A 26,516-nucleotide genomic window follows, 5' to 3' on the forward strand; every position below is an offset into this window, starting at 1 on the left:
TTTGGTGGGTTTATTCATAGCGGCGGCTATGATACTTGCCGCTGTGGTGCGCGCTGCGCCACCTCTCTCTTTGCCCCCACCCATGTCACGCAAACCCAAAAAAGGCTACTTTGTGCGAGGCCAGTTCGTTGCCGAAGGCAGCGAACTGGACATTCAGCTCAAGGCCGAACTCAAAGGCACGCCCGATGCCAGCCGTACCGATCTCAAACGCGAAAGCGATGAACTGCAAGACCTGGGCAAAGAGCTGCTAACGCTTCGCACCGACCTGTTCGAAGCCGTGGGCCTGCCCGACAAGCTGGTGGACGCCCTGGCCGAAGCCAAGCGCATCACCAACTTTGAAGGCAAGCGCCGCCAGATGCAGTATGTGGGCAAGCTCATGCGCAAGCTTGAACCCGAGCTGGTGCAGGCCGCACGGCAGGCACTGGAGGAGCAGCACAAGGGATCGGCCAGCGAAAAACTCTCGCTGCACCTGGCCGAGCACTGGCGTGACCGGCTGATTGCCGACGACGCTGCCCTGGCCCCCTGGATGGCCGAGCACCCCGACACCGATACCCAGCAACTGCGCGCGCTGATCCGCCAGGCACGCAAGGATGCAACCCCGGCCGGCAAGACCGCCAACGTTCAGGTCTCCGAGGGCCTGGCCCCGCGCAAGGGCCGCGCCTACCGCGAGCTGTTCCAGCTGGTGCGTGAGCATCTGGGCGGCGCGGCCGGTGAAGACAACACCCCCGAAGACGAGGACCACGATGAGTGAAGCGCTCCACGACCCGGTCAAGATCGGCATCGTCTCGATCAGTGATCGCGCCAGCACCGGTGTGTATGAAGACAAGGGCCTGCCCGCCCTGCAGGACTGGCTCACCCGCGCCCTGCTCAACCCCATTACTTTCGAGCCCCGCCTGATCCCCGACGAACAGGACACCATCAGCGCCACGCTGATCGCGCTGGTCAACGAGGGCTGCAGCCTGGTGCTGACCACCGGCGGCACCGGCCCAGCCCTGCGCGACGTGACGCCCGAGGCCACGCTGGCCGTGGCGCACAAGGAGATGCCGGGGTTTGGCGAGCAAATGCGCCAGATCAGCCTGCGGTTTGTGCCCACGGCCATTCTTTCGCGCCAGGTGGCTGTGGTGCGCGAACAGAGCCTCATCATCAACCTGCCCGGCCAGCCCAAGGCGATTGCCGAAACGCTGGAAGGCCTCAAGGATGCGACCGGTGCGCAACTGGTGCCGGGCATCTTTGCCGCCGTGCCGTATTGCATCGACCTCATTGGCGGGCCTTATCTCGAAACACGCGACGAGGTGTGCAAGGCCTTCCGGCCCAAGTCGGCAGTGCGCGCCCGATAAGACAGCCGGCGCTTTTTTCATACCCGAGCAGTCCACTCCAGCGTCGGCACGCTACGGACACGCATTCGGCGTAAGGTGGTGCTTTCACACCCAAGGAGCACCACCATGACCGCCATGATGAAAGCCGCCGTTTTTGTCGACAAAGGCCGCATCGAGCTGGCCGACAAGCCCATCCCCGATGTGGGCCCCAACGATGCGCTGGTGCGCATCACCACCACCACTATCTGCGGCACGGACGTGCACATTCTCAAGGGCGAATACCCCGTGGCCAAGGGCCTGACGGTGGGGCATGAGCCCGTGGGCGTGATCGAAAAACTGGGCAGTGCCGTGCAGGGCTACACCGAGGGCCAACGCGTGATTGCGGGAGCCATCTGCCCCAACTTCAACTCGTATGCCGCGCAAGATGGCGCACCTTCACAAGACGGCAGCTACCTGATTGCGCAAGGCCTGTGCGGCTGCCATGGCTACAAGGCCACCGCCGGCTGGCGCTTTGGCAACCTGATCGACGGCACCCAGGCCGAATATGTGCTGGTGCCCGATGCACAGGCGAATCTGGCCCCTATCCCCGATGGCCTGACCGACGAGCAGGTGCTGATGTGCCCCGACATCATGTCCACCGGCTTCAAGGGCGCCGAAAACGCCAACATCCGCATTGGCGACACGGTGGTGGTGTTTGCGCAGGGGCCCATCGGCCTGTGCGCCACCGCAGGTGCACGCCTGCTGGGCGCCACGACCATCATCGCCGTGGACGGCAACGACCACCGTTTGGGCATTGCCAAGAAGATGGGCGCCGACGTGACGCTGAACTTCCGCAACGTGGACGTGGTTGACGAGGTGATGAAACTCACCGGTGGCAAGGGCGCGGACAGCTCCATCGAGGCGCTGGGCACGCAGGCCACGTTTGCGCAAGCCATGAAGGTGCTGCGGCCCGGTGGCACGCTGTCGAGCCTGGGCGTGTATTCCGAAGACCTCACCATCCCGCTGGCGCAGTTTGCGGCGGGCCTGGGCGACCACACCATCCGCACCGCGCTGTGCCCCGGCGGCAAGGAGCGCATGCGCCGCCTGATGAACGTGGTGGCGTCGGGCCGCCTGGACCTGGGCGTGCTGGTCACGCACCACTACAAGCTCGACGACATCGTGGCCGCCTACGACCTGTTCGCCCACCAGCGCGACGGTGTGCTGAAGGTGGCGATCAAGCCGTTCTGAACGGCCTGCACCCTGAACTTTTAGCCAAACTGGCCGCTAGCGCTTATGCATTAAGCGCAAGCAGCTATAAAAAAAGAAGCACTCCCTTGGAGTGCTTCTTTTTTGGGCGACTGGCTGCCGCCTACTTGCCCACCAGATCGTTGAACTTGCCTGCCTCGAACTGTTCCTTGAGCGCGGCGTCGTCGGGCACGCAGTCGCCCGTCTTGACACAGTTGGAGAGCTTCTCGATGGCCTGCCACAGCAGTGCGATCTGGTGCTCCTGCGAAGAGGCGTTGTCGATCAGGCCGCGCATGGCCTGCGACAGCGGGTCGTCCTCTTGCGTGATGCCATAGGCCGTGAACTTGCGCGCCTGCTGCGGCTCGGTCACGTCGGCGCTCTGGCCCTCTTTGGAGGGGATGATGCGCGCCGGGATGCCCACGGCCGTGGCGCCCGCAGGCACGGGCTTGATGACCACGGCGTTGCTGCCGATTTTTGCGCCATCACCCACCGCGAAGCCGCCCAGCACTTTGGCGCCGGCGCTCACCACCACATCGCGGCCCAGCGTGGGGTGGCGTTTGGCGCCCTTGTAGAGCGAGGTGCCGCCCAGCGTGACGCCCTGGTAGATGGTGCAGCCGTCGCCAATTTCGGCCGTCTCGCCCACCACCACGCCCATGGCGTGGTCAAAGAACACGCGCTCGCCCACCTTGGCACCGGGGTGGATCTCGATGCCCGTGAACCAGCGCGCCAAGTGCGAGATAAAGCGACCCAGCCACTTGAAACCATGGCCCCAGCACCAGTGCGCAGGCCGGTGCAGCCACACCGCGTGCAAGCCGGGGTAGCAGGTGATCACCTCCCAGGTGCTGCGGGCAGCGGGGTCGCGATCAAGGATGCACTGGATGTCGGAACGCAGGCGGGCAAACATGGTTTCGTTGTTTTTGGAATATGTAAATGCAGTCTAGCGCTTTGCCTGTGCCGTCTCGAGCATGGCTTTGGCGACACCACGCAGGATGTGGATTTCCTCCGGGCTCAGTTGCGCGCGGTTGAAAAGCTGGTTCAGGCGCGGCATGAGCTTCTTGGGCGCTGCCGGGTCGAGAAAGCCAATGCCGGCAAGCGCCTGCTCCCAGTGGGCGAGCATGCCAGCCACCTGGGCGGCATCGGCCTGCGCACGGGTGGGGGTGGCATCCTGCACCGCAAACCCGCCCAGCGCCTGGCGCCATTCGTAGGCGATCACCTGGATGGCGGCGCCCAGGTTGAGCGACCCAAACCCCGGGTTGGTGGGAATGGAAAGCGCCACATGGCAACGGTACACATCCTCGTTGGCCATGCCAAAGCGCTCGGAACCAAACAGAAAGGCCACGCCCGATTCCGCTGCCGCAGCGGCCGGTTCTGGAACATTTTCGACCTCTGGCGCTTTCCCATCAAGCGCTAGCAGCTCTCTTTTCAATAGCATCTCGAAATGCGCCCGGGGGCTGGCGGCGGGCGGGCCGAAGTCGCGCGGCGTCATCGCGGTGGCGCACAGGTGGCTCATGCCATCCAGGGCTTCGTCGAGGGTGGCGACGATGCGGGCGTTTTCCAGCACATCAAGGGCACCGCTGGCGCGCTGGATGGTTTCTTCGCGCCGCAACACGTTGGGCCAGCGCGGCGCCACCAGCACCAGGTCGTCAAAACCCATGGTTTTCATGGCACGTGCGGCTGCACCCACATTGCCGGCATGGCTGGTCTGGATCAGTATGAAACGGGTACGCATGGTGAAATCAAAGAGAAACGGCGGGCCACCGGGGCATGCGCCATTGTCGCCGCTGGCCATGCGTGTGTGCCCCGAACGGGCGAGCGTTTGTCCCGAACCGCAGGTCGCTCCCTGCGCTCCCGGTTCGGAGTGATCGCGTAAAGCGCTGTTACAACTGCTGGCAAGGTGTGCACTGACCGCCCTCTCCAGGCGTTAAGGTGGCAGTGGCGTCTTTTATTGGGTAAACCATGGCGTTCACTTTTTCTCCCCCAACCCACAAGAAGGTCTGCATGCACGCTCCCAACCCTCTCGCAAAAACCCTGGGCAGCTGGCTGCTGCTCATGTTCGCGCTTGTCATGTCGTCCACCGCGTGGGCCCAGCGCGACGACGGTCAATACCAGATCCTGCAGGCCGTCTATGGCACCGATCAGAGCGTCATTGATGTGACGGACCGGCTCAAGCAACTGGCCGCGCGCGACCAGCGCTTCAAGCTCACCAACGACCTGTTCAACAATGTCGACCCGGCCCCCGGCCAGCGCAAGATGCTGCGCATCCATGCCCGCGGACCTGACGGTCAGCCACGCACCTTCGATTACATCGAGTACAGCTGGGTAGATGGCGCCCAGTTCTTGGGCTGGAGCACTGGCCGCTGGGGTCAGCGTGGCGACAACATGGGCAGGCAGGCGGTCGAACCCGTCAACGCGAACCGTGGCAATCAAGAAATTCTGCAAGCCACCTATGGCGCCCACACATCGCGCGTGGATGTGACCCAAACGATCCGCCAGCTGGTGCGACGCAACAAGCGCTTCCAGCTGACCAATGAGCTTTTCAATACCGACCCGGCCCCCGGCCAAAGAAAAACCCTGCAAATCCAAACGCGTGGCTACGGCGATCAGCCCCACATCCTCGAGTTTGCTGAGGGCAGCTGGATCGACGCTGCGCGCCTCACGGGCACCCGTGCTGGTCAGTGGAACCAGGGTGGCAGGCGCAACGATGCGGGCTATGGCAACGATGCAGGCAATGGGCGGGTTACGGTCCAGCGCGCGCTCTATGGTGACGGCTACCGCCAGGTGGACGTCACCGCACGCCTGCGCAGCCAGGTGCGCGACGGTCGGCTGCAAGTGTCGGTGGACAACAACCTCGCCGGCACCGACCCTGCCCCCGGCGCACGCAAGAGCCTGACGGTCGAATTCACCCTCGGCAACGGGCCATTGCAGCAAACCACGGCACAAGAAGGCCAGTGGCTGCGGCTGCCCTGACTGCTGCATGAAAGCCGCGCGAGGTCGCCAACGGTCGCTGCTGCACGGTATCAAAGGCAACATGCGGCTGAAGGCGGCTGGGGACGGCTGACGACAGCTCAGGGCAAATGACGCTGCCGCACAAGGCATCTTGCCCACGGCTCCATCGAGCACCCGCCCAGGCCAGTCTTGGGCGCAGCGGGTAGAATCACCTCCCTTGTCGCCGCATCGTCGGTTCAGGCCTGGCGTTCAGGCCCCTGTCCTTCTCTCACAATTTATGTCGTCCAATCTGCACCCCATGCTCAACGTGGCCATCAAGGCCGCACGCGCCGCCGGCGCCATCATCAACCGCGCGGCCCTTGATGTGGAATCGGTGCGGATCTCGCAAAAGCAGATCAACGACTTCGTGACCGAAGTGGACCACGCGTCCGAAAAGATCATCATCGAGACGCTGCTCACGGCCTACCCCGGCCATGGCATCCTGGCCGAAGAATCGGGCACCGAATATGGTGCCAAGGATTCAGAATTCGTCTGGATCATCGACCCACTGGACGGCACCACCAACTTCATCCACGGCTTTCCTGTCTATTGCGTCAGCATTGCGCTGGCCGTCAAGGGCAAGGTCGAGCAGGCGGTCATCTACGACCCTTCGCGCAATGACCTGTTCACCGCCACCAAGGGCCGTGGCGCCTACCTGAACGAGCGCCGCATCCGCGTGAGCAAGCGCACCCAGCTCAAGGACTGCCTGATTTCCACCGGCTTCCCCTTCCGTCCGGGCGACAACTTCAAGAGCTATCTCAACATGATGAGCGACGTGATGCAGCGCACGGCCGGCCTGCGCCGCCCCGGCGCTGCCGCGCTCGACCTGGCCTACGTGGCCGCAGGTTTTACCGACGGTTTTTTTGAAACCGGCCTGTCGATCTGGGACGTGGCGGCGGGTTCGCTGCTGATCACCGAGGCCGGTGGCCTGGTGGGCAATTTCACGGGTGAGGCCGACTTCCTGGAGCAGCGCGAATGCATGGCGGGCAACCCGCGCATTTATGGTCAGCTGGTGCCTCTTCTGGGCAAGTACAGCAAGTTCGCGGGTGCGGGCGACAAGGCAGCTGTGCGCCAGGCTGCCGGTGAAGATGCCGCGGAACCAGCAGCCCCCGCAGCCAGCGAACACCCCGACAGCCCCGCCGCTGCCGGCGAAGACGCTCCTTTCTGAATCCATCCACTGCGCACAGCCGCTAAGCCAGCACACGATGACCACCGGTGAGGTCTTGTCGCTGGACTATGCCGCGGGCGGGACGTACACCAGAGCAGCCGTGCAAGGGCCGCCCCGCCGCACTGGCTGCGTCCCCTTCCCGAATTGCGCAGCAATTCGAGAGAAGGGGAAAGGCGCGAAGCGACTAAGGGGGTTGTACCTTATGCAGGGTCCGGATACTTTTGCGCAATGCAGCGAAAGTCTTCGGCAATGTCCACGAAGGCGTCCACCATGTCGGGGTCGAAATGCGTGCCCTTGCCCCGGACAATGGTGCCGCAGGCCTGATCATGCGAGAAGGCAGGCTTGTAAACACGCTTGCTGATCAGCGCGTCGTACACATCGGCCACGGCCATGAGACGGGCAGAAACGGGAATGGCGTCCCCCGCCAATCCTTCGGGGTAGCCCGAGCCGTCCCATTTTTCCTGGTGGCTGTAGGCGATTTCCTTGGACACACTCAAAAACGCCACGCGCATGCCCAAGCGGCGCTCTGCATCCTCAATGGCATTGCGGCCCAGCGTGGTGTGCGTTTTCATGATTTCAAACTCTTCCACCGTGAGCTTGCCGGGTTTCAGCAGGATGCTGTCCGGAATGCCGATCTTGCCGATGTCGTGCAGCGGCGCCGACTTGTAAAGCAGCTCGATCATGCGGTCGTTCAGCAGGTGCTCAAAGCGCGGGTGGTGCCGCAGCCGCTCCGCCAGGGTCTTGACATAGAGCTGCGTGCGCCGGATGTGGTTGCCGGTCTCGTTGTCGCGCGTTTCAGCCAGCGAAGTCATGGCCATGATGGTCACGTCCTGGATGGCCTGCACCTCCAGCGTGCGCATGGCCACCTCGCGCTCCAGGTAGACGCTCTTGTCGCGCAGAAAATCTGACGTGGCCTTGAGCGCCAGATGCGTGTTGACCCGCGCCAGCAAAATGGGCGGGCTGATGGGCTTGGTGATGTAGTCCACCGCCCCCAGCGCCAGGCCGGCCCGCTCGTCGTCGGGCTCGGAGCGCGCGGTCAGAAAGATCACCGGAATATCCCGGGTGGCAGGCTCTGCCTTCAGGCGCCGACACACTTCATAGCCGTCCATCTGCGGCATGGTGATGTCGAGCAGGATCAGATCTGGGGGGGTGTCGGAGAGTGCAATTTTGAGCGCCTTCTCCCCGTGGTTGGCCACCTTGACCTGAAAATGCTCGCGCAGCAAGCTGCCCATCAAGGTGAGGTTGTCGGGCGTGTCGTCCACCACCAGCACCGTGGCAATGGGCTTTTGCGCATGCTCTGGAGGGCTGGAAGAAAAAGGCGCGTTGTCCATGATTTTTCCTGCAGATAGGGCCGTTCAATGCGGGGGAACCGTGTGCGGCGCGGGTTGGGTGCCGGCGGCATCCAGCACTGCCAGCGCCTTCTCAAAATCGTAGTTGCTGGTGTGTTCTTCGATGGCCCGCAGAGCACTGCCAAGTACCAGCTCCAACACCCTCACATTGTGTTGCAAATACTCCACCGCTGCTGAATCGTCCTGCGCCAGCAGGCTGCGCAATTGCGCCAGCACTCCAGATGCCTCGCTCGGCCCGCCCTGCGCGGCGTTCGGCAATGGCACGGGCGCGCTTTGCACCCACGCCTGCAGGCCTGCCAGCAAGGGCTGAAGACGCAGGGCCAGCGCGTCGACTCGCTCTTGCAGCGCAGGCACGGGATCAGACTGCCGCACCCCCAGTTCAAGCGCTTGCGCCGCATCGGAAACACCCATTGCGCCGATGTTGGCGGCGACCGATCGCAAGGTGTGGGCCACGCGCTCGGCCAGCGACATATTGCCCACAGCCAGCGCCTCCCGCACGGTATGCACCACCTGGCCCTGCCCATCGCAGAACCTGCGCAGAAGATCGGCATAGAGCGCCGGCTTGCCCAGCGCGCGCTGCAGGCCCAGCGCCGCATCAAGCCCCGGCACTGACAGTGACGCAATCGGCGCGGAACCAGAAGCGGACGCCGGCACCGGTGCCGGTGTACCGTTCGCGTCCGGTTCGGTGCCGGGCGCCTGCCCCAGCCCTGGCCGCGGGCGAATCCATCGTGCCAGCGCCGCCCACAGCACGGCTGGTTCAATGGGCTTGGCCACATGGTCGTTCATTCCGGCGGCAAAACACCGCTGGCGGTCGGTCTCCAGGGCGTTGGCGGTCATGGCAACGACGGGCAGGTCGGCGTAGCGCGCATCGGCGCGCAGCCGCCGCGTGGCCGTCTCGCCGTCCATCACGGGCATTTGCATGTCCATCAGCACCACGTCGTAGCGGGTTGCCTCCAGCATCTCCAGTGCCATCTGCCCATTGCCGGCAACATCCACCACAAAACCGGCATCACGCAGCAACTCGGCCGCCACCAGCTGGTTGAGCTCGTTGTCTTCGACCAGCAACACCTGCGCGCCCCGGATGGCCTCGGGCAGCACATCGTTGCCGGGTGCTGGATGGGGCTCTGGGCGCTCACCCATTGCCGTGTTTTCCGCAGGCTGCATCAGGGTGTCAAAAAGAACCGATGCATTCACGGGCTTGATCAGCACCGACTCTATGCCCTGCGTGCGGGCAGCGCGCATCACCTCCTCACGCCCATAGGCCGTGACCATCAGCATCTGCGGGGTTTCGGTCAGCCCCATTTTGCGAATGCGCGCCGCCAGCTCAATGCCGTCCATGCCGGGCATGTGCCAGTCCAGCAGCAGCAGGCCAAAGGGTGTTTGCTGTTGCACGGCGGTGCGCAGAACATCCAGGGCCTCGGCTCCAGAATGCGCCTGTTGCACCACAAAGCCCATGGACAACAACATGTCCGACAGCACGGTGGCCGCCGTGTGGTTGTCGTCCACCACCAGCACGCGGCGCCCGCGCAGGCTGGGAGGCGGCTCAAACCGGCGTGCAGGCGCGCCACGCTCCAGCGGCAGCGTCACCCAGAAGGTGGAGCCTTTGCCAAACTCGCTGTGCACGCCCACCTCGCCGCCCATCAGCTCGGCCAGACTCTTGCATATCGCCAGGCCCAGCCCGGTGCCGCCGTAGCGGCGCGTGGTGGATGTATCGGCCTGCTGAAAACTCTGAAAGAGCCGGTCCATCTGCTCGGCCGTGAGGCCGATGCCCGTGTCCCGCACTTCAAAGCGCAGCAGTACGCGCCGGGCATCCTGCTCTTGCACCCGCACGGCAATGCTGATTTCGCCGTGATCGGTGAACTTGATGGCGTTGTTGGAAAAATTGATGAGGATCTGTCCCAGCCGCAAGGCGTCGCCCACCAGGTTGGGCGGCACATCGGCGGCCACGTCGCAGACCAGCTCCAGCCCCTTGGCGCCGGCCTTGTAACCCACCACATCCACCACGCCTTCCAGCATGCGGTCGAGCACGAAGGGGTGCTTTTCCACCGTCAGCCTGCCCGCCTCGATCTTGGAAAAATCGAGAATGTCATTGATCACGCCCAGCAGATGCTGGCCCGCCTGCTGGATCTTGCTCACGTAGTCGTGCTGCCGGGCGTTCAGCCCCGACTTGAGCGCCAGGTGCGACATGCCGATGATGGCGTTCATGGGTGTGCGGATCTCGTGGCTCATGTTCGCCAGAAAACTGGACTTGAGGGCGGTGGCCTCCTCCGCCAGTTCCTTGGCCAGACGCAGGCTCTGCTCGGCCTTCTGGCGGTCGGTGATATCCACAAACGTGCCAATGGCGCCACCCGGCGAGCCATCGGCCTGCGAAAAACCATGCAACCAGAAAAGCGTGTGGTGCATTTCGCCATCGGCATAGGGCAGGTCCACCTCCTTGTGCACCGGCTGCGCACTGCACAGCGCTGCCTCCGCATCCCGATCGAACCGGGCCCGTTCTGCCTGCGGCAAAAACGGCAGGTCGAGCACGGTCTTGCCAATCAGCTCCTCACGGCGCACGCCAAAGGCTTTTTCATAGGCGGCGTTGAACCCGATGTAGCGCCCCTGCGCATCCTTGTAGAACAGCGGCACCGGAATGGCGTCGATCAGGGCCTGCTGAAAACCCAGCTGCTGCGCCACCTGCGCTTCGAGCTGCTTCTGGTCGTGGATATCGACATTGACTCCCACCACCCGCACTGCCTTTCCCTGTGCATTGCGGATGATGCGGGCGGCCTCCAGAAACCAGCGCACCTCGCCGTCAGGACGCACGATGCGCCAGGAATTGCGCAGGTAGTTTTCGGTGCCTGCCAGGCACTGATCAAAGTAGGCACTGGCGCGCTCACGGTCATCGGGGTGCAGGCAGGCCAGCCAGCCGGCCCGTCCGCTGGGCTGGCTGCCCGCAGGCAAGCCGATCATGGCCACCAGCTTGTCCGACCAGACGATGCTGTCGCTCTCCAGGTCGATGTCGTACACGCCCACCTTGCCGGCCTCCTGGGCCAGCTCCAGCCGTTCGGCGGCCTCGCGCATAGCCACCTCGGCCTGCCGTGCCTCGCTGATGTCTTCAATCACCCAGATCGAAGCCGACTGGCAGCCCTCTAGCTGCAAACCGCGCCCCGACAGGCGCGCAACATAGGTGCTGCCGTCCAGACGGCACAGCGTCGCTTCTTCCCGCAATGCCTGCCCCTGCACCAGCCGGGGCACCACGCGCGCAATGAACTGCTCGGAACTGCCAGAGCCGCCGAACAATGTGGCAACGCTTTGCCCCAGCAAACCCGCCACCGTGCCGCGCATCAGCTCTACAAATGCCGGGTTGAACTGTTTGAACAGCCCATCGCAAACCAGCAGGATGGGTGGTGCATTGTCGAAAATGGCGGTTTGCTGCTCCAGCAACTCGTTGAGCAGACGCTCGCGGCGCTGCACCTCCTTTTGTGCCTGCATGCGCTCGGTGACATCCTCGTGCAGGCCCACCATGCCAATGCGCTTGCCAAGTTTGTCAAACACGGGGGACAGCGTGACCTCGTCGTGGTACAGGCTGCCGTCGCGCCGCCGATTGACAAACTGTCCCTGCCAGGACTGCCCCGACAGCAACGCAGACCACATCTGCTGGTAAGTGCCCGGCGACGTCTGGCCACTGGCAACGATGGACGGTTTTTTGCCGCGCACGTCCGTCAGGGCATAGCCCGTGTTGCGCTCATACTGCGGATTGACCCAGTCGATGAATCCGTCGCCATCGGTGATCACCACGGCCACGGGGCTGCTCTCCAGCGCGGCGCCCAGCACATGAAACCGCTCGCGTGCTGCAGCCACGCGCCTGCGGCTGACCAGCATGTCCCGCACCAACAAGCCCAGCAGGCTCAGCGCCAGCAAGGCCGCGCCTCCCACTTGCAGCCGCAGGGGCAGCGGCGTCAAGGCGCTGACGTCGTCCAGCGCCAGCAGTTGCCAGCTTCCGCCTGGATCTTTCCAGTCCAGGTCGCGCCGCCCTACCGCATGGGCCACGCCATTGATGTCCACCTGGGCCGCATCGGGAGAAAACGGCAGCGCCGAGGCCACGCCGTTGTCAAAATGGTGCCCCATCTGCCGTGAAGCGCGAACGGCATCAATGCGCGCCTGCGTCAGTGGCGGCGCCATGGCAAACAGCCATTCGGGGCGGGCCGACGCGAAGGCCACGCCCTGGGGAGACAACAGCAGCATGGGCAGACCGGCACTGGCCAGCTGCGCATCCACAGATGCAAACCCCACCTTGATCATCACCGCGCCAATGATGGCGCTGCTGGGGGTGTCGCGTTCATAGAGTGGCGCCGCGTAATACAGGCCGCGCTCCCTGGTATTGCTGCCAATGGCGGCATACACGCTGGTGGCACCGCGCAGGGCCTGCTGAAAATAGGGGCGAAAAGCCAGGTTGATCCCTGTGGACCTGGTGCCCTGGGTTTCATGGGCCACCACGGTGCCATCGCTGGACATCACATAGACGCCATTGATCAGGAACCTGGCGCGCGCCACCGCCAGCCGATTCAGGGCCGCGCCGTCATCTGGTGCCAGCGTGCCACGGGCCATGTCCTTGAGCAGCGGTTCGCTCAGCCCCAGCAGGGACACCACCCCCAGCAATCCGCCGCCCTGCACCTGCCCCATCAGCGCCTGGGCGGTCTGGTCCAGCAGCCGCGCGCGCTCCACGCTGCGCTCGGACTCGCGCCAGCGCACCACCGCCTCCACCGCGAGCCAGCTGCCCAGCAACGCCACCACCATCACCAGCACCAATCCACTGGCCCGGCGTGCATTGCGATCCAGCACCCAGTCGAAAACCTGCCGGCCGTCGCCGCCCCTCACCATGCGGCGTCTCCCGCCAACGCACAGGTGCGTGTCGGCCTCTCAGTGCCCGGGGTGCAAATACGCATCGATGTTCTCCACGGGCCCCGGTCGTCCAAACAGGTACCCCTGGAACTGCTCGCAGCCATGCAAGCGCAAGAATGCCAGTTGCCCCGTGGTCTCCACCCCTTCGGCCACCACCTGCAGGTCAAGGCTCTCGGCCAATGCCAGGATGGTGCGCACAATGGCCGCGTCATTGGGATCGGTGAGCACGTCGCGCACGAAGCTCTGGTCGATCTTGACCTGGTCGAGTGGCAGCCGCTTGAGATAGCTCAGGCTGGAGTAGCCGGTGCCAAAGTCGTCCAGCGCAAATCCGACGCCTTCGCGCTTGAGCTGCCCCATGCGTGCAATGGTGTCTTCGATGTCGCCCAGCAACAGGCTCTCGGTGAGTTCGAGCTTGAGTTTGGTGGGGTTGGCGCCGCAGTTCGCCAGCGTTTGCAGCACGCCGCCAACAAAGCCCGGCTGGCGAAACTGGCGTGCGCTGACATTCACGGCGATCGAAAGGTTGCGCGTGGCTTCGTGCCCGCTCCAGCACTGCAGCTGTTCGCACGCGGTCTGCAGCACAAATTGGCCCAGCGGCAAAATCAGGCCAGTCTGCTCGGCCAGGGGAATGAAGTCACCGGGGCTGACCATGCCGCGCTCTGGGTGACGCCAGCGCACCAGCGCCTCCACACCGATCAGGCGGGCGTGGTGGTCCACCACAGGCTGGTAGTGCACGCACAGCTCGCCACGCACCAGCCCCTGGCGCAGGTCGGCCTCCAGGTTGGAGCGGGCGTTGACGGCGGCCTGCATGTCCGGGTCGAAGAAGCGCTGGGTGTTGCGGCCCGCCGCCTTGGCCTGGTACATGGCCAGGTCGGCCCGTTTGAGCAGCTCGTCCACCGACAGGCGCTGGTCGCCAAACAGGGTGATGCCGATGCTGGGGGTGCTGTAGTGTTGCTGCCCCCCCAGGTCAAAGGGCAGATTCAGGCTGGCCAGGAGTTTTTCGGCAACGATTTCAGCCTGGCTGGCAGCGTCGGGCAAATCGGTGTGCAGGGTTTCGAGCATGACCACGAATTCGTCACCACCAAAACGGGCCACGGTGTCGATTTCGCGCACGCAACTGAGCAGCCGGGCGGCCACCTGGGACAAAAGATGGTCGCCCATGTCGTGGCCCAGGGTGTCGTTCAGGTCCTTGAAGTTGTCCAGGTCGATGAACAGCAGGGCGCCGAGCTGCAGCGAGCGTGCGCTGGCGGCCACCGCGCGCTGCAGCCGGTCGAGCAGCATGCGCCGGTTGGGCAGGCCCGTGAGCGCGTCATAAAACGCCAGCCGCTCGATCTCTCGTTCGGCGCGTTTGCGGTCGGTGATGTCCATGGTGAAGCCGTGGCACACCACCGAGCCATCGTCCTCGCGGTGGGGCACCGCATTGGTGATGTGCCAGCGCACGCTGCCGTCGGGCATGAAAACCCGGTACTCACATTGCCAGGGCACCAGAGTACGCAGCGAGACCGCCGCGGAGTGCCGCACATGGGCCGCATCTTCGGGCACGATGCGCCGCATCAGCACCTGAAAGTCACGGGTCACATCCTCGGGGTGGACCCCCATGAACTCGCGTACGGCATCACTGATGTATTGCACGCTGCTGGCGCCATCGGGATGCAGCCGGTATTCGTAGATGAACCCCGGAATGCGGCTGGCGATGCGCCGGATAAACAGCAGTTGCTCGCGCAGCTGCTCGGCTGCGCGGCGCTCGTCTGTCACATCCTGCACCACGCCCATCTCCACCGGCATGCCGTCGCCAGCACGCCCGTGGCGCATGCGTGATCGCATCCAGCGGATCTCGCCATCCGGGCGGCGCCAGCGGTATTCGATGTCGGCATCCTCCCCACTTTCGCGCGCCCGCTCGAAAACCTGCAAATCCTCGGGGACGATGCCGCTGAGCGCCCGCTCCAGGCTCAGCCACTCCTGCCGCTCAAACCCCGCGATGTCGCACAGGCCGGGCGACCACAACAGAACGGTTTCACCCGGGTCTTCAATCTGCCGCCAATGGCCGGTGCGCGCCAGGCTTTCCATGGTGTTGAATACATCGGTCTGCTCATCGAGTTCGCGGCGTGCCTCCTCCAGGGCGCGCTCGGATGCGGCCAGTGCGGCCCGCAGGGTTTCTGCCTCGGACACATCGCGCACCGTCACCATGATGCTTTTGCTGGCGACACTCGCCACGCTGCGGGCAGACATCTCCCACGCCAGCACCGGCCGACCCGGCTCACGAACGACAGGTCGGCACTCCAGCGGCACGCCGGCACGTGCCACCGCGCACAACTGCTCGACGATGCCCACGCCCTGCATCAGGTCAAACACATCCAGTGCATCGGTGCCGGGGCCACGCACCGCGCCCAGCCCAGGCATGCGCCGCGCCGCTGCATTGGCAGCCACCAGCACCAGGCGCACACCCTCCAGCCGAAACTCCATCAGCGCGAGGGGCAGCACCTCAAAAAAAGCCTGCAGACGCGCCTGTGCGGAGGGCGCTAGCACGCCCTCGCCATCGGGGGTCAGAAGATCGGTCAGCAATTCGGATGAGATCACTTTTGAGCACAACCCACTCGTAAAAAGGATGTTTGCGTGGACGCGGCGACGCAAAGCCCGCCCCCATTCACCGCACAGAGTATGTCAAAAGGTAACGGCAACCTAGGCAATTACGCGCCGATTCGCTAGGGGAAACCCGCAAAACGAACTGCTACAGTGCACGCCTCATTCACACCGCACCGCATGTCTGACACGCTCTCGCACCACACGCCCATGGTGTAGCTACAGTGGTGGTCCAGCAAGAAGATTTGACGGGTTATTCTTTTAAATTCAACGGCTTACAAGATCTACGCCGAACTACTACAGAGTGCGATTTGGGCCTGGAAAGGCATGGTTTGGCGAGAAGATTGCCCCAAATTTGCCCCAGAAGATTGGCTCGAAAACTAGGGCATAGCCCAGCGTGTGGAGGCGTACTTCGACGGCACTTGCCGCAACCTTCCGCGCTTCGCTCTGGTACCCCTGCCGCGTGCTTGAGTCCAGATTTGTAGCCCCCTGAAAGAACAGAGGAACGGACTTCTCAGCATGCCGGCAACCCAGCTCTATGTGATCGGCAACGGCTTCGACCTCTGGCACGACATTCCCTCTCGCCTCTCAGATTTCAAGGACTATGTGCGAGTGCATGATCTCGCGCTGATCCGGGAGGTCGAGGAGTACCTCCCCACCCAGGACAACTGGAGCGATCTGGAAGTGGCGTTGGCTGGCCTGGACGTGGATGAGCTCGTCGACAACTTGGGGCACTTCATGGCGCCCTACAGCGCTGAGGACTGGAGCGACGCAGGCCATCACGATTTCCAGTATGAGGTCGACAACGTGGTCCAACGGCTTTCCGTAGGGCTTCGCCAACGCTTCGGCGCCTGGATTCGGCAACTGTCGATCCCGACGCCCGCGGCAGCACCCAGGCGTCTGCACTCTCTGGATCGGAACGCCGCGTTCCTGTCATTCAACTACACCTCGACTCTGCAAACCGTCTACGGCGTACCACCGGAACGCACGCTATTCATCCACGGCTGCGCCGAACTCGCCGATGATGAACTGGTGCTCGGGCATGCCTGGAGCCCCGACACCCGTAAGTCGCTGAACGACAGGCCCGGCATCGAGGAAATCGACACGCGGCTGATGGAGGCTCACGAGATCATTGACGAGTACTTCTCCGCCACGTTCAAGCCGTCCGCCCACCTGATCAAGTCAAATCGCTCGTTTTTCGAGAGCCTCAACCACGTGCGGGAGGTCACGGTGCTAGGGCATTCGCTGTCCGAGGTTGACGCGGCCTATTTCCATGCCCTGTTCGAACAGCCCGCACTGGCGGCTACGCATTGGCACGTGGCCTGTCGATCCATGGCCGATTGGTCCGGGTATCGGCAGCGCCTGGCGCAGATGGGGCTGCCCCCTGCGCAGGTCCAGCTTGCCCAGCCAATGCTGTGGGACGCACTGTGAACCATGCGGTGATCGCCATCGCCTGAGGCGCAGCAGTTGCATGTCGCGCGACAGCGTAGTCGCGTACGGCAGAATGACATCATGTCGACCACCTCCAAACCTCTGGACGTTTTCCAAGACTTGTACCTGCGGGGTCCGGCGTCTGCCGTTGCTGCCCTGCACCAGGCCTTGAAAGATCGCACCGCCCCGCCTTGGCGATACGCAACGGAGAAGGAAGAGCAGTTGCGCGAATTGGGCGAGGAAGGCGATGCACTGGCTTTCGAGCGTGCGGTGACGCCTGGCTACGAGGCGGCCGGGCTTATGCTGATTGCGGACGGCGACGGTCTGAAAGTCGCCAACATCGTCCCACTGGAACTCAGCGAACTAAGTCACCGCGCATACAACGCGATCTTGGAGGACTTCGCCAGCCAAATCGCACGGCCCGCCGCGATGGATGCGGGCTGCAGCGTCGTGATGTCCAGCAGCACACTGCAATTGGAGAACGTGGTGCCGCCCGCTGTGGCGGAGGCTCTGCGGCGCTTCTCGGTCTTGGCCAACAAGTCCACAGGTGCATCTCACCCCATGGACAGAGACCGCTGGTTCGACTTTATCCTCCTGGCCCATCGCGAGAATGCGCAGCTCGACGCCTCTGTACTCGCTCGTTGGCTCAGTGAATCCGAGGGTTGGCTCGAGGATTGCGCCAGGGATCTGGCGGGCGAGTACGAACGCTCACGATCACTGCTTACCCGATACGAGGCCTCCGCGTAATGGCGGTACCTGCGTCGGAGCTTGCGCGTATCGTCCAGGCGAACGCGCCGGTGCTGTGTCTGGACACCTGCAGCGTTCTCGACGTGGTTCGCGATCCTTACCGGGAGACCTCACAACCGCACGACGCCGTCGCGGCCATGGATTTGCTGCAGGCGATGGAGTCTGGAAATCGTCTCGTTGGGCTGCTCGCGGATCAGGTCCACCAGGAACTGGCCACGCATCTTCCCGAGATCGAAGATGAGGCGCGGCGCGGATTGCAGAAGCTGCGCTCGCACATCTCGCGGGTGGACGGCTTGGTCTCGGCCCTGGGCGCCCCCGTGCGTACCAACCTATCCCATTGGGACCAGCATGTTGCCAATGCCGCGAGCGCGGTGCGGAGATGGATCGGCGCCTCCACTGCCGCGCCCGAATCGACGGCCATCCCCAACCGGGCCTATGCCCGAGTCATGCAGGTCCGGGCCCCGGCCCGTAAGGGTAAGGACTCCCTGCAGGACTGTGTAGTGCTGGAGACATACCTGGAAACGGTCGCCGAGCTTCGTCAGCACGGCCTGACCACCACCGTGGTTTTCTTGTCCTCAAACACGAACGACTACGGCACTCCAACGTCGCGATCGCAACTGCAGCCCAGTTTGGCAGCGGAGTTCGCTGCCTTCGGGATGCGCTACGCCTCGGGGCATGGAATGGCCAAGGCGCTGCTCGGGCTCTAACAGCATCTCTCAGGACAGATCGATTCGCTTTCCAAAGCCTGGGCAACCCCACTCCAGCACTTTGATGAACACACTCTCGTCCTCCACGAATGCCGTGCAGCGCAATGCGAGCGATGGCCAGTTGCCCGAGCTGCAGCGAGCACTGTTGAACCGCCTGTTGGAACAAATGCTGTCACTGGGCGTTGGCGTGCCCGCGCTCAAGTTCAGGGCTGAAAACTACTCAGACGTCGCAACGCTCGATCAACTGGAAACGAGTGGCTTGCTTAAACGGGACAACGATACCTACGTTGTCCAATCAGCCGCCCTGTCCTTCCTGGACGCGGAACCCGCACGGCGCGTGTTGTCGAACATTGAGCGTGTGTACGCCGCTCTTCGTGCGCAGTATCGCCAGACCCAGCAGGCGCAGGTTCCCATTACTTTGTTGACCGCCCAAGCTCAGCTCTCGGTTCCGGATGTCATTGCCGCGCTGCAAATGATGCTGGACACCTCCGTTTGGTGTGCCGGTTGGTCGACCGATCTCCTGAAAGAGGACGCCTTTGTCTCGCCTGGAGAGGGTATCTTGAAGCACGAATCCTACGCCCAACTTGTTGATGAAGTGCGGAGCTGGAGCGCACCCCGCGCCTTGCTGCCACGTTTTGACATCACCTCTTCGATTGACGTTGGTGACCACCGTGAGCCGGAGCGCGACGTGGAGCGCATGCTGCCGCCGGCACAGGCTGAGGCTGTCCTATCTGTGGCTGAGGACCTCGAAGGCATGGACTTCGGCCTCAACGACTACTACGACGACATTGAACCCCAAGGCGTCATCGACAACGTCCTCACAGGGAAGATCAACACCCTGCGCGTGTACTGCGAAACCATCGGCTGGCTCGGATTGGCTCGACGGCTAAAAGAGCTGACTCCACTGCGGGGCGACGCCGTCGAAGCGATGGCGCTCGTCAAAAGCTTCATCATTCCTGAGGTTCGTCGACTCGCCATCGTCCAGGCGACGACGAAGCCCAAGGAGGTCATCCACATGGACAACGTGCTTCGAGCATGGCCGGCAGTTCGGGCTTGCCTGCAAGAGTTTCATTTCTATGACATCAAGGAGGTAGCCGGTCTTGCGGGCTTCGATGTCACGGCCGCCGCTCATCTGGTGCAGAAGTCGCAAGGCGGTGCTACCAAAGGTCAGTTGATGTCGGCGATAGACGAGCAAGTCGGGAGGATGGACTCACGCACCAGATCCCACTTCCTGACAATCCTCATAGAAGAAATTCTTCGGCGGCGCTCCGAGATGCAGGAGAAGCTCTCCGAGTATTTGAGCCGACTGGGTTGGTCATTCGTGAGCCAAACGCTCGTGCCGCTGGAGGTGTTTGACGTCAGCATCCTGGCAGACACACCCGATGAGTCCCACAAGGACCTTTTGAAGGCGGCGCAACGCTTGCGCGACGGCGACTTGGGCGGCGCCATTTCTGCGGCATGCGGCGCCGTGGATACTGCCACGTCTAAAGTCTACGAAGAGCAACGCCTTGGAGATCCAACAAGGGCCTCCTTCCAAGAACGATGCAAACGTGCTGCATTGGCCAAGGGGGTATTGACTGAGCTTGATCGCCAACTCGATGCCCTAGGGTGGTCTCAGGCAGAGGTTTCCCCCTTCAAGAAGAACCTGGAAGGCGCCCTCAACCAGGGCGCCTATGTGATGCAGACACTTCGCTCCCACATGGGCGATGTCCACGGCACCAAGCCCATCTTGCGGTCGCTGGTGTTCGACTGCCTGCGATGGGCCGAGCTTATCGTCGGCTCGCTCGTGGAGCGTCGAGACACCTCATGAAACAATAGCAGCGGTTGTGCCCCCTCCAGTACGGTCCGCTAGGTTTGCCACGGCCAGGAGTCAAATCGGATCTGCCGCGAGCTTCGACCGACGGATCGGCGCTGACAAGCCGTACCTTGCCGCGGCCTGTCGCACCAATTGATCGAACCAAGCCGGGGCTTCGGGCGCGATCACGATGCTACGCAACAACGAAAGGCGATCGACCTCAATCGGCATGCCGCCCGTGGGCATCTCTCCCTCGAACTCGTTTAACGAGCGGTCCAGGAGCACGCGGACCTCCTTTTCGTGCTGATAGGCCTTTGTCTTGTAGGCAAACACGCGGGCGTATGGCGTGATGTCGATCTTCGGGTCGCGCCAGTGCTTGATGTACTCGACCTTCTCGATTGCAAGATCGTAAGAAAGTTCCGCCTTCGCCAGGCACTCTGCCAATCGGCCAACCGTGGTGGTCAACGCAACGGAGCACTCCGACTTTCCGTACAACGCCCACATCGCCGCGCTGTCGTCCTGGTCCTTGTGCCAGCAATTGATGAAGACGGTTTGCCGCATCCGCTGCTTAAACTGCGCGTAAGTGAAGTCGATGCCGTTTGCCAGGTAGGAGCCCTCGATATCCTTCCGAAAGGTCGGCGTGAAGGCACCTTCGAACTTGTCGCTGAAGTTGTCAGCACGGCAGAAGAAAAGCGTGCCGTTCTCCAGGAAGTCTAGGAACTTCGCGGCATCTACGTACCGCCACAGGACATCGTCGCTTTTTAGCTGATGGCTGATCCGGGGCTTGCCCGGAATGTGAATCGTGGGAGGCATGTTCTTCTGAAATCCAACTCTGTAACGAAGCACGATCAGTGCCTTCGTTGCTGATGCGAGTACACGGCTCGACGATCTACGCACATAAGGATGTCGTACCCATCCAGTAGCGCAAATGCAAGCCCCAGTCCTCGTCACTCATCGCCGACCGAATCTGCAACGCGACGGTAGATCGTCACATGCCTTGTTATCGACGTGCCACTCACCTTGCCGACCTCCCTGTTTTCCGAGTCTTCTTCGACTTCATCACCCCAGACCTGGGCCAGCAGTCGACGAACTTCCGCCGCGAGGTTCGAATCTCTACGCGCAGGTTGACCGGTGATCGACCTCGGCCATGCCTGCCTGCCGACCGTCAGGATAGACCCATCGTGCTTGGGTACCACAACGATATCCGCACCAATCTCAAACTCATTTCTGAAGTCACGCGGATGAACGTCGTCCTCATCTTCGTCGTAGGAGAAGTGGCCGTCGAAGCAAACCGTGAGTTCAGTTGAGCTTGCAAGTCGTTCACAAAACTCATCAGCGTTGAGCCATTCGTCACGCCCCCAACAAACGATGGGTAACCCTTCCAATCTGCCGCAGCACTCCAGAACAATTTCCGCGCATTTAGCCTTGAGGAGTTCGTCTGCTTTAGAAGCTGCGATGATGCGAGCTTGTTCGGTTGCCCATTCCGCTAGCCGTTCCTGAGGAACAAGCGGAAGCGCTGAATTTCGAGATGCAGTGACTGTCTCTCCAACGAGCAGCCCTTGGACGTTGGCAAGACGCGCTGCACGAAGCCCTCCGATGGTGATCCAGCCACGATCGCTTCGGGAATACTCGCTTGGCTTGATGTACGCACGACCTAGAGGCTGCCCGCTTTCACCGAAGACTGTACGAATGGCAGCGTGGTGCCCCGACTTCCGCTCCCTGTCATGAGCATCCGACTTCGCCAAAGGGTCCAGGCGTGACAACAGCGCATCGTCGGCTAGTTCGAGCCAGTCTCCCGGGCCAATCGCTGGCACGGATGCCCCATTCTCTTCCACCTCAACGGAAACCGCGACGCTTGGCGCAAGTGACGCAACCAACTGATGGAGCGTCAAAACAGTTTCGCCGAATCTGTTCACGTGTAGCAACCCACCTTTTGCACGTGGGTCGACCTTCAACCGGACTTCGACACGCGTTCCCCCATCGACTGGAGCACAACCCTTTTCTGCGGGCGACAAGATTGGCCGAGAAGCCGTCCCGTCTCTGAATTCCAGTACCCGTGCGCACTCTTCCCCTTGATCACAACGCCGTGAGACAACGCGAACGACAGTCCCGAGCATAAATACCGAAAAGAATCCGATTCCATATCGGCCGATTGCGTTCATGCCTTTCGCAATCAAACCTGGGAATTCTTGGGTCGCAAGCGTTGACCGCCAGAACGATGTCCCGAAGTCGATCAATGGTCCTGTCAGAACGCGCTCCGACATACCAATGCCATTGTCCTCGACGGTTAGCCAATGTCCATCTGATCGTTCGGACAGTGAAACCACAATGCTTCCCCAACTCTCGCGCCGCCCCTGATACCGACGTCGCGCCTGAACTGCGTCAGCACTGTTTTGTATCAACTCGCGCAAGACGATCGTGGGGTCGTCACCATACAACTTTGCACCACCCAAGGTTTCAACTACCTTTGGAATATCTGACACGCGCAATTGCGTATCGATCGGGCGCCAGCCCCGCGTGTGAATCGTGCGCGCGAGGGACTCGGGGCTTCCTGCGCCTTTCACCCGCCGCGCGCGAAAGAACAGGCCTTGGGCCCTGTTCTGCATCAGCAGATCGACATCCTGCAGTTCTCGATTGACTGCAGAAATCGTGTCATAGGCGAGCCACCACGCATCCGCATCAGATATCTCGAAGGGAGCGCCTGCGGTGAAAACCACCGCCTCATGCTCAATGTGAGGAACTGCCAGCCGCTCTTGGAAGGCCCAGTGCAACGCGGACACACCTTGCGGGTGGGTCAAGGCGCGCAAAAATCTGGGCGCCCTCCGCTGATCAAGATGAAGCGCATCGGCAATCCGTAGCAGACAGGCGAGCTTGACACGATCGATCCGACTCTTAGTCTTGCTCGGGAAAGCTCCGAGATCTTCGGAGAGTTCCTCCTCGACATGGGCAACAGACCACCAATGGCTGTGGGCGATCTGCCCGATAGTTTCACCGTAGAAAAAGCGAAGCTCCGCATCGTCGATGAGATAGACGGTGTCTCCGTTCGCAGTCACCCAGCCCTGTTTTGCCAAGGCCCCCGCTTGTTGCGCATGCAACTGCCTAAGAACTTCTGGCACCGCACGCTGCACGATATCTCGCGGAGGAGCACTGACAGCGTCTGGGCCATGTTCGCAGTCTCCGAGCAACGCCATGACCGTGTCTTTCCACGCGATGGTCTGCTTTAACTGGTCAAGGCCCTGCGGGTAGGCCGCCAAGCTCATCGCAGAATCGTGCAGCAGAACACTTGCTCCAAACACAAACGCCTCCGCGGGACTTACCGTGATGGCCCCCTCGGACACCAATGACGCTGTTTCCCACAAGGCATCCAGATGGGTTAAGTCATGGACGGTCAGGCCGGGCATCGCGGACGCGATCTGGGAGACCAGAACAGCCGCCTTCTCGCGCATGGCCAAGTACCGCTCACGAAAAAACTCCTGCTCTGCAGGAGTGACATCTGGCAAAGGGTTGACGAATGCATGGCGCCACAGCCAAGTAAGGCGGAAGTCGGAGGGGGATGACACGTTTTGTCCTTTCTTTCTTATGGCGAGTCAGCTCTGGAAACCAAGGGGCACCATAGCGCTACCTCTTCCTTCATTTAGATTTGTCAACTAAAGACAGCCGCAGCCTTTGGCTTAGATCTCTCCCATTCCTTGCGAGCCCTGCTGTAGTCGGACTTGATAGCGTCGAACTGGGCCAACTCGTTGGTCACCACATCAAGTGTGAGCGGTACCTCGTGGAAGTCCTCGGAATGCGAATGAGCGTCGATGTAGCGCGACAGCGCCCCCATACGATCATGCACACGAACTGCGATCCCTTCATCGAAGAAAACTTGGTCGAGCGTGAACGTGATGTTCTCGCGCCAACGACGCACGACGTTGTTGAACAGCTTTTTCTGGATGAAGTCCTCATAGGCCGTTCGCAAGCTCCCACAGGCCTTCTCTAGCGCATCGCGCTGCGGCTCACCCACCAATGTCCGCGCAGCTTCGAAATGCCTCTTCGCCCGATCATGTGCGGCGCCTTCGTAGTGTTCGTGCGGAAACGCGAGCCGGTCGATGGCGCCGGGCGCATTGGCGTCGTCGCGCCATACGGTACGCCCGGCAAAGGCCACACCCTTTTCCTCGGCCGCTGCCGCCAGATAGTTCGTGAAGAGAATGTCGTGCGTAAAGACAATGACTTGCCGTCGCGCGGCCTCGTCCACTAGGCGCTGGGCAATCGATTCCTTGCGCACATGGTCCATGGAAGTCACTGGATCATCGAACACGACGCCAACACAGGTTCCGTTGAGCTCGACCTCTGTCAGAAAATCCGCCAGTGCTGCTGCCGTCTGCTCACCCTCACTAAGCACCTGGGACGGATCGACCCCAGTCACCCCGGCGTTGGCGATCTCAATCTTGCGATCCGTGTTGCCGGCCTCGCCGGCGAACCGGAACTGGACCGGCAAAGCCAATCTCAGCGCCTTACAGTTTTCCGTAAAGCGCTCAATGAATCCTTGCGCAACAAGCTCCGTCGCCAACGCTTTCTGCTTGCTCGTGACTTCACGCTGGATTGCTGGCAGACCGCGCAGGCAGACATTGGCCTTCGCCACCCATTTCAGGTCCTCGACTGCAGCCACGATGTCGTCGTAGTGGTCGGAGAGGTAATGCCGATCCTTGAGCAGTTGCTGCTCCAACAATAGCGCCTCGATTAGCGCCATGGGATCACTCAACCGGAGCTTTTCATTGTCCTGCTGCAAGCGTGTCACCAGCGCAGCAACACGCTCCGAAACGGAGCCATGTGTCAGCAAGGACAATCCCGGAACCGACTCGTTCGTCGCCGACTGGATCAGGGCATCAACACCTAGTCGAAATCCTTCCACATGGCGCGCAATGTCTGCTTCCAAGGCCATATCGAGTTCTTGCACTGTGCGCCGCGCGGCGCTCTCTTCAGCGAAGAAAGTCAGCCCCACTTTGCCTAAGTCGTCTCGGTACCCCGTCAGCTTTCGCCTAGCGGCGGCTAACTGCGTCTCGACGTCGCTGGTGGCGGTCTGATAAAACCTTGAAAGACGATCCGCAGTGTCTGCGTCGAGCACTTGGTGGCACAACACGCAGCGCGCGTCTTCGGCTTTCGGTGGAAACGTATCGTCCGGGTAGGCTTCCTTGCTGTAGGTGATCGCAGCAGACAACAGATCCAGCCATGCTCGAGTTCCGACGGGCTGCACCGGCTCTCCGCCGAACCGGGCGGCAGACAATGCAGCCCCTTGCTCGACCAGCGAGCCGATCTGCGCAACTGATTCAGCAATATCGACTGCTATCGCCGGTTTGACGCCTACCGCCAAGGAAGCGATGGATGCATTGACAGCGTTCAAATCGGTGATGCGCTGCTCGTTCTTCTTGAGGATTTCCTTCGGATCTGTGGTCCGCAATTCCGTGAGCTGCTGCTCGACTGCCAAACGCCGGGCTGCCTCGGCATCACCGTAGACAGAAAGTTCTTTCAACCGCGCCAGATCCGTCTGTGCGCTAAGCACAGAGAGAGCGGTAGCTACCTCGGACTTGCGGTCTTGAATGGCAAATTTGTCCGGCTCCGGCGTTCGCCGCGTGATCTCGTCCCGCAGCTTGGTCTGCAGCTTTCCGAACGCCCCCACCATTCGAGGAAAAACGTCGAACAGATACGGCATGACCTGAAATGCATTGCGATCATCTAGGTGCACACGAACGCAGGTTGAATCGAAGACGGCGAAACCGTCACGCAGCCGTTGACAGGACTCCTGATGAACAAAGTCGATGCTTGAACCGTCGGCGAAGGAAAACATCGCCGTTGGCTTGGGCTGTTTGCTCTTTGCGAGCTTTACGTCGCCGAGGATCCCGGTGTCCTTCGACCGCGTGAAGCACGCGGACTTCAGCACGCGCGCATATCCGGACTTGCCAGCACCGTTGGGGCCGTAGATCACCGTGAGCTTGGGACCGAAGCTCAACGTCTCACCGGCAGCAAGAGCATTGACCCCGGACACCGAGGTCAACGCAGTCAAAGTACTGGAGAACGCCGGCGTGCCCGCCTGGAACTGGGGTAACGCCATGTCCCAGACCACACGCTTCGCCTCTTTGCCAGCGAGGTCCAGATCGATCAGGTATTCGCCAAAGACCTCATCAAGGGCTTCATCGGATATTTCGACCGTCCCTACAAGTTTCCCTAGTAGGAGATGTTGCCAGCCAGGGAGTGTCTTGCCCCAAGTGGATAAGGCATCGAAGATGTTAAACGTCGGTTGCGTCATGACACCCAAGCCCTAGTTCCAAGCGTCTTTGGCCGAAACAACACGGC

At 62.0% G+C, this 26,516-nt stretch carries 17 protein-coding genes; 9 read left to right on the forward strand and 8 right to left on the reverse strand.

The window, feature by feature from the left end; genetic code table 11:
• Positions 1-82: 82 nt before the first annotated feature.
• The 3 genes from yjgA (at position 83) to DTW89_RS10745 (ending at position 2,543) form a co-directional block, all read left to right on the forward strand.
• Positions 83-751 (forward strand): ribosome biogenesis factor YjgA, encoded by a 669-nt coding sequence (gene yjgA / locus DTW89_RS10735; protein WP_114655940.1) that lies wholly within the window; start codon positions 83-85, stop codon positions 749-751.
• Entirely contained in the window at positions 744-1,337 is a 594-nt protein-coding gene (mog, locus tag DTW89_RS10740) for a molybdopterin adenylyltransferase (RefSeq protein ID WP_114655941.1), read from the forward strand. Before yjgA ends, mog begins: the two co-directional genes overlap by 8 nt.
• 105 nt (positions 1,338-1,442) lie before the next feature.
• On the forward strand, positions 1,443-2,543 hold the full coding sequence (locus tag DTW89_RS10745; RefSeq protein WP_114655942.1) for an NAD(P)-dependent alcohol dehydrogenase: 1,101 nt from the start codon (positions 1,443-1,445) through the stop codon (positions 2,541-2,543).
• Positions 2,544-2,664: 121 nt separating this feature from the next.
• Here DTW89_RS10745 and cysE read toward each other — a convergent pair whose 3' ends face one another.
• Both cysE and DTW89_RS10755 read right to left on the reverse strand, forming a co-directional pair.
• Positions 2,665-3,444, reverse strand: coding sequence for a serine O-acetyltransferase (cysE, locus tag DTW89_RS10750; protein WP_114655943.1), 780 nt, complete (start codon positions 3,442-3,444; stop codon positions 2,665-2,667).
• A 33-nt stretch (positions 3,445-3,477) separates the two neighbouring features.
• Positions 3,478-4,269, reverse strand: coding sequence for an RNA methyltransferase (locus tag DTW89_RS10755; RefSeq protein ID WP_114655961.1), 792 nt, complete (start codon positions 4,267-4,269; stop codon positions 3,478-3,480).
• Positions 4,270-4,538: 269 nt separating this feature from the next.
• Between DTW89_RS10755 and DTW89_RS10760 the strand changes: the two genes are divergently transcribed.
• Both DTW89_RS10760 and DTW89_RS10765 read left to right on the forward strand, forming a co-directional pair.
• The gene (locus tag DTW89_RS10760) at positions 4,539-5,507 is read left to right on the forward strand and encodes a hypothetical protein (protein ID WP_114655944.1); all 969 of its coding nucleotides are present in this window, start codon (positions 4,539-4,541) and stop codon (positions 5,505-5,507) included.
• Between the two features lie 256 nt (positions 5,508-5,763).
• Positions 5,764-6,693 (forward strand): inositol monophosphatase family protein, encoded by a 930-nt coding sequence (locus DTW89_RS10765; protein WP_024815886.1) that lies wholly within the window; start codon positions 5,764-5,766, stop codon positions 6,691-6,693.
• Between the two features lie 200 nt (positions 6,694-6,893).
• On the opposite strand, the gene DTW89_RS10770 is transcribed toward DTW89_RS10765, so the two are convergent.
• Genes DTW89_RS10770 through DTW89_RS10780 form a run of 3 tightly spaced genes read right to left on the reverse strand, consistent with a single transcriptional unit; the run spans position 6,894 to position 15,386 of the window.
• The gene (locus DTW89_RS10770) at positions 6,894-8,024 is read right to left on the reverse strand and encodes a response regulator (RefSeq protein ID WP_114655945.1); all 1,131 of its coding nucleotides are present in this window, start codon (positions 8,022-8,024) and stop codon (positions 6,894-6,896) included.
• A gap of 24 nt (positions 8,025-8,048) precedes the next feature.
• Positions 8,049-12,905, reverse strand: coding sequence for a PAS domain S-box protein (locus DTW89_RS10775; RefSeq protein ID WP_114655946.1), 4,857 nt, complete (start codon positions 12,903-12,905; stop codon positions 8,049-8,051).
• Between the two features lie 39 nt (positions 12,906-12,944).
• A complete protein-coding gene (locus tag DTW89_RS10780; protein ID WP_442858105.1) occupies positions 12,945-15,386 on the reverse strand; it encodes a putative bifunctional diguanylate cyclase/phosphodiesterase in 2,442 nt (813 codons plus the stop codon).
• Positions 15,387-16,022: 636 nt separating this feature from the next.
• Here DTW89_RS10780 and DTW89_RS10785 point away from each other — a divergent pair.
• The 4 genes from DTW89_RS10785 to DTW89_RS10800 all read left to right on the forward strand — a co-directional run bounded on the left by DTW89_RS10785 (position 16,023) and on the right by DTW89_RS10800 (position 20,198).
• Complete coding sequence (locus DTW89_RS10785; RefSeq protein WP_114655948.1) at positions 16,023-16,934, forward strand: bacteriophage abortive infection AbiH family protein; 912 nt, start codon at positions 16,023-16,025, stop codon at positions 16,932-16,934.
• 81 nt (positions 16,935-17,015) lie between these two features.
• Entirely contained in the window at positions 17,016-17,681 is a 666-nt protein-coding gene (locus DTW89_RS10790) for a hypothetical protein (protein ID WP_114655949.1), read from the forward strand.
• The gene (locus DTW89_RS10795; protein ID WP_114655950.1) at positions 17,681-18,388 is read left to right on the forward strand and encodes a PIN domain-containing protein; all 708 of its coding nucleotides are present in this window, start codon (positions 17,681-17,683) and stop codon (positions 18,386-18,388) included. Before DTW89_RS10790 ends, DTW89_RS10795 begins: the two co-directional genes overlap by 1 nt.
• Before the next feature lie 64 nt (positions 18,389-18,452).
• On the forward strand, positions 18,453-20,198 hold the full coding sequence (locus DTW89_RS10800) for a hypothetical protein (RefSeq protein WP_114655951.1): 1,746 nt from the start codon (positions 18,453-18,455) through the stop codon (positions 20,196-20,198).
• 60 nt (positions 20,199-20,258) lie between these two features.
• Here the strand turns inward: DTW89_RS10800 and DTW89_RS10805 are convergent, their stop codons facing one another.
• The 3 genes from DTW89_RS10805 to DTW89_RS10815 form a co-directional block, all read right to left on the reverse strand.
• A complete protein-coding gene (locus DTW89_RS10805; RefSeq protein ID WP_114655952.1) occupies positions 20,259-20,996 on the reverse strand; it encodes a hypothetical protein in 738 nt (245 codons plus the stop codon).
• 134 nt (positions 20,997-21,130) lie between these two features.
• Complete coding sequence (locus tag DTW89_RS10810) at positions 21,131-23,743, reverse strand: HD domain-containing protein (protein WP_236637108.1); 2,613 nt, start codon at positions 23,741-23,743, stop codon at positions 21,131-21,133.
• 83 nt (positions 23,744-23,826) lie between these two features.
• On the reverse strand, positions 23,827-26,469 hold the full coding sequence (locus tag DTW89_RS10815) for an AAA family ATPase (RefSeq protein WP_114655954.1): 2,643 nt from the start codon (positions 26,467-26,469) through the stop codon (positions 23,827-23,829).
• Between the last annotated feature and the right edge of the window lie 47 nt (positions 26,470-26,516).

This window comes from Acidovorax sp. BoFeN1 (assembly GCF_003345135.1).
In the GTDB taxonomy this organism is placed as follows: domain Bacteria; phylum Pseudomonadota; class Gammaproteobacteria; order Burkholderiales; family Burkholderiaceae_C; genus Acidovorax; species Acidovorax defluvii.

What these genes read in the sequence shown, in the direction of transcription:
- DTW89_RS10755 (WP_114655961.1), bottom strand. Translation starts at nt 4,269, where the DNA reads ATGCGTACCCGTTTCATACTGATCCAGACCAGCCATGCCGGCAATGTG.
- DTW89_RS10780 (WP_442858105.1), bottom strand. Translation starts at nt 15,386, where the DNA reads ATGGAGTTTCGGCTGGAGGGTGTGCGCCTGGTGCTGGTGGCTGCCAAT.
- cysE (WP_114655943.1), bottom strand. Translation starts at nt 3,444, where the DNA reads ATGTTTGCCCGCCTGCGTTCCGACATCCAGTGCATCCTTGATCGCGAC.
- DTW89_RS10795 (WP_114655950.1), top strand. Translation starts at nt 17,681, where the DNA reads ATGGCGGTACCTGCGTCGGAGCTTGCGCGTATCGTCCAGGCGAACGCG.
- DTW89_RS10815 (WP_114655954.1), bottom strand. Translation starts at nt 26,469, where the DNA reads ATGACGCAACCGACGTTTAACATCTTCGATGCCTTATCCACTTGGGGC.
- DTW89_RS10805 (WP_114655952.1), bottom strand. Translation starts at nt 20,996, where the DNA reads ATGCCTCCCACGATTCACATTCCGGGCAAGCCCCGGATCAGCCATCAG.
- mog (WP_114655941.1), top strand. Translation starts at nt 744, where the DNA reads ATGAGTGAAGCGCTCCACGACCCGGTCAAGATCGGCATCGTCTCGATC.
- DTW89_RS10760 (WP_114655944.1), top strand. Translation starts at nt 4,539, where the DNA reads ATGCACGCTCCCAACCCTCTCGCAAAAACCCTGGGCAGCTGGCTGCTG.
- yjgA (WP_114655940.1), top strand. Translation starts at nt 83, where the DNA reads ATGTCACGCAAACCCAAAAAAGGCTACTTTGTGCGAGGCCAGTTCGTT.
- DTW89_RS10745 (WP_114655942.1), top strand. Translation starts at nt 1,443, where the DNA reads ATGACCGCCATGATGAAAGCCGCCGTTTTTGTCGACAAAGGCCGCATC.
- DTW89_RS10765 (WP_024815886.1), top strand. Translation starts at nt 5,764, where the DNA reads ATGTCGTCCAATCTGCACCCCATGCTCAACGTGGCCATCAAGGCCGCA.
- DTW89_RS10775 (WP_114655946.1), bottom strand. Translation starts at nt 12,905, where the DNA reads ATGGTGAGGGGCGGCGACGGCCGGCAGGTTTTCGACTGGGTGCTGGAT.
- DTW89_RS10790 (WP_114655949.1), top strand. Translation starts at nt 17,016, where the DNA reads ATGTCGACCACCTCCAAACCTCTGGACGTTTTCCAAGACTTGTACCTG.
- DTW89_RS10785 (WP_114655948.1), top strand. Translation starts at nt 16,023, where the DNA reads ATGCCGGCAACCCAGCTCTATGTGATCGGCAACGGCTTCGACCTCTGG.
- DTW89_RS10800 (WP_114655951.1), top strand. Translation starts at nt 18,453, where the DNA reads ATGAACACACTCTCGTCCTCCACGAATGCCGTGCAGCGCAATGCGAGC.
- DTW89_RS10770 (WP_114655945.1), bottom strand. Translation starts at nt 8,024, where the DNA reads ATGGACAACGCGCCTTTTTCTTCCAGCCCTCCAGAGCATGCGCAAAAG.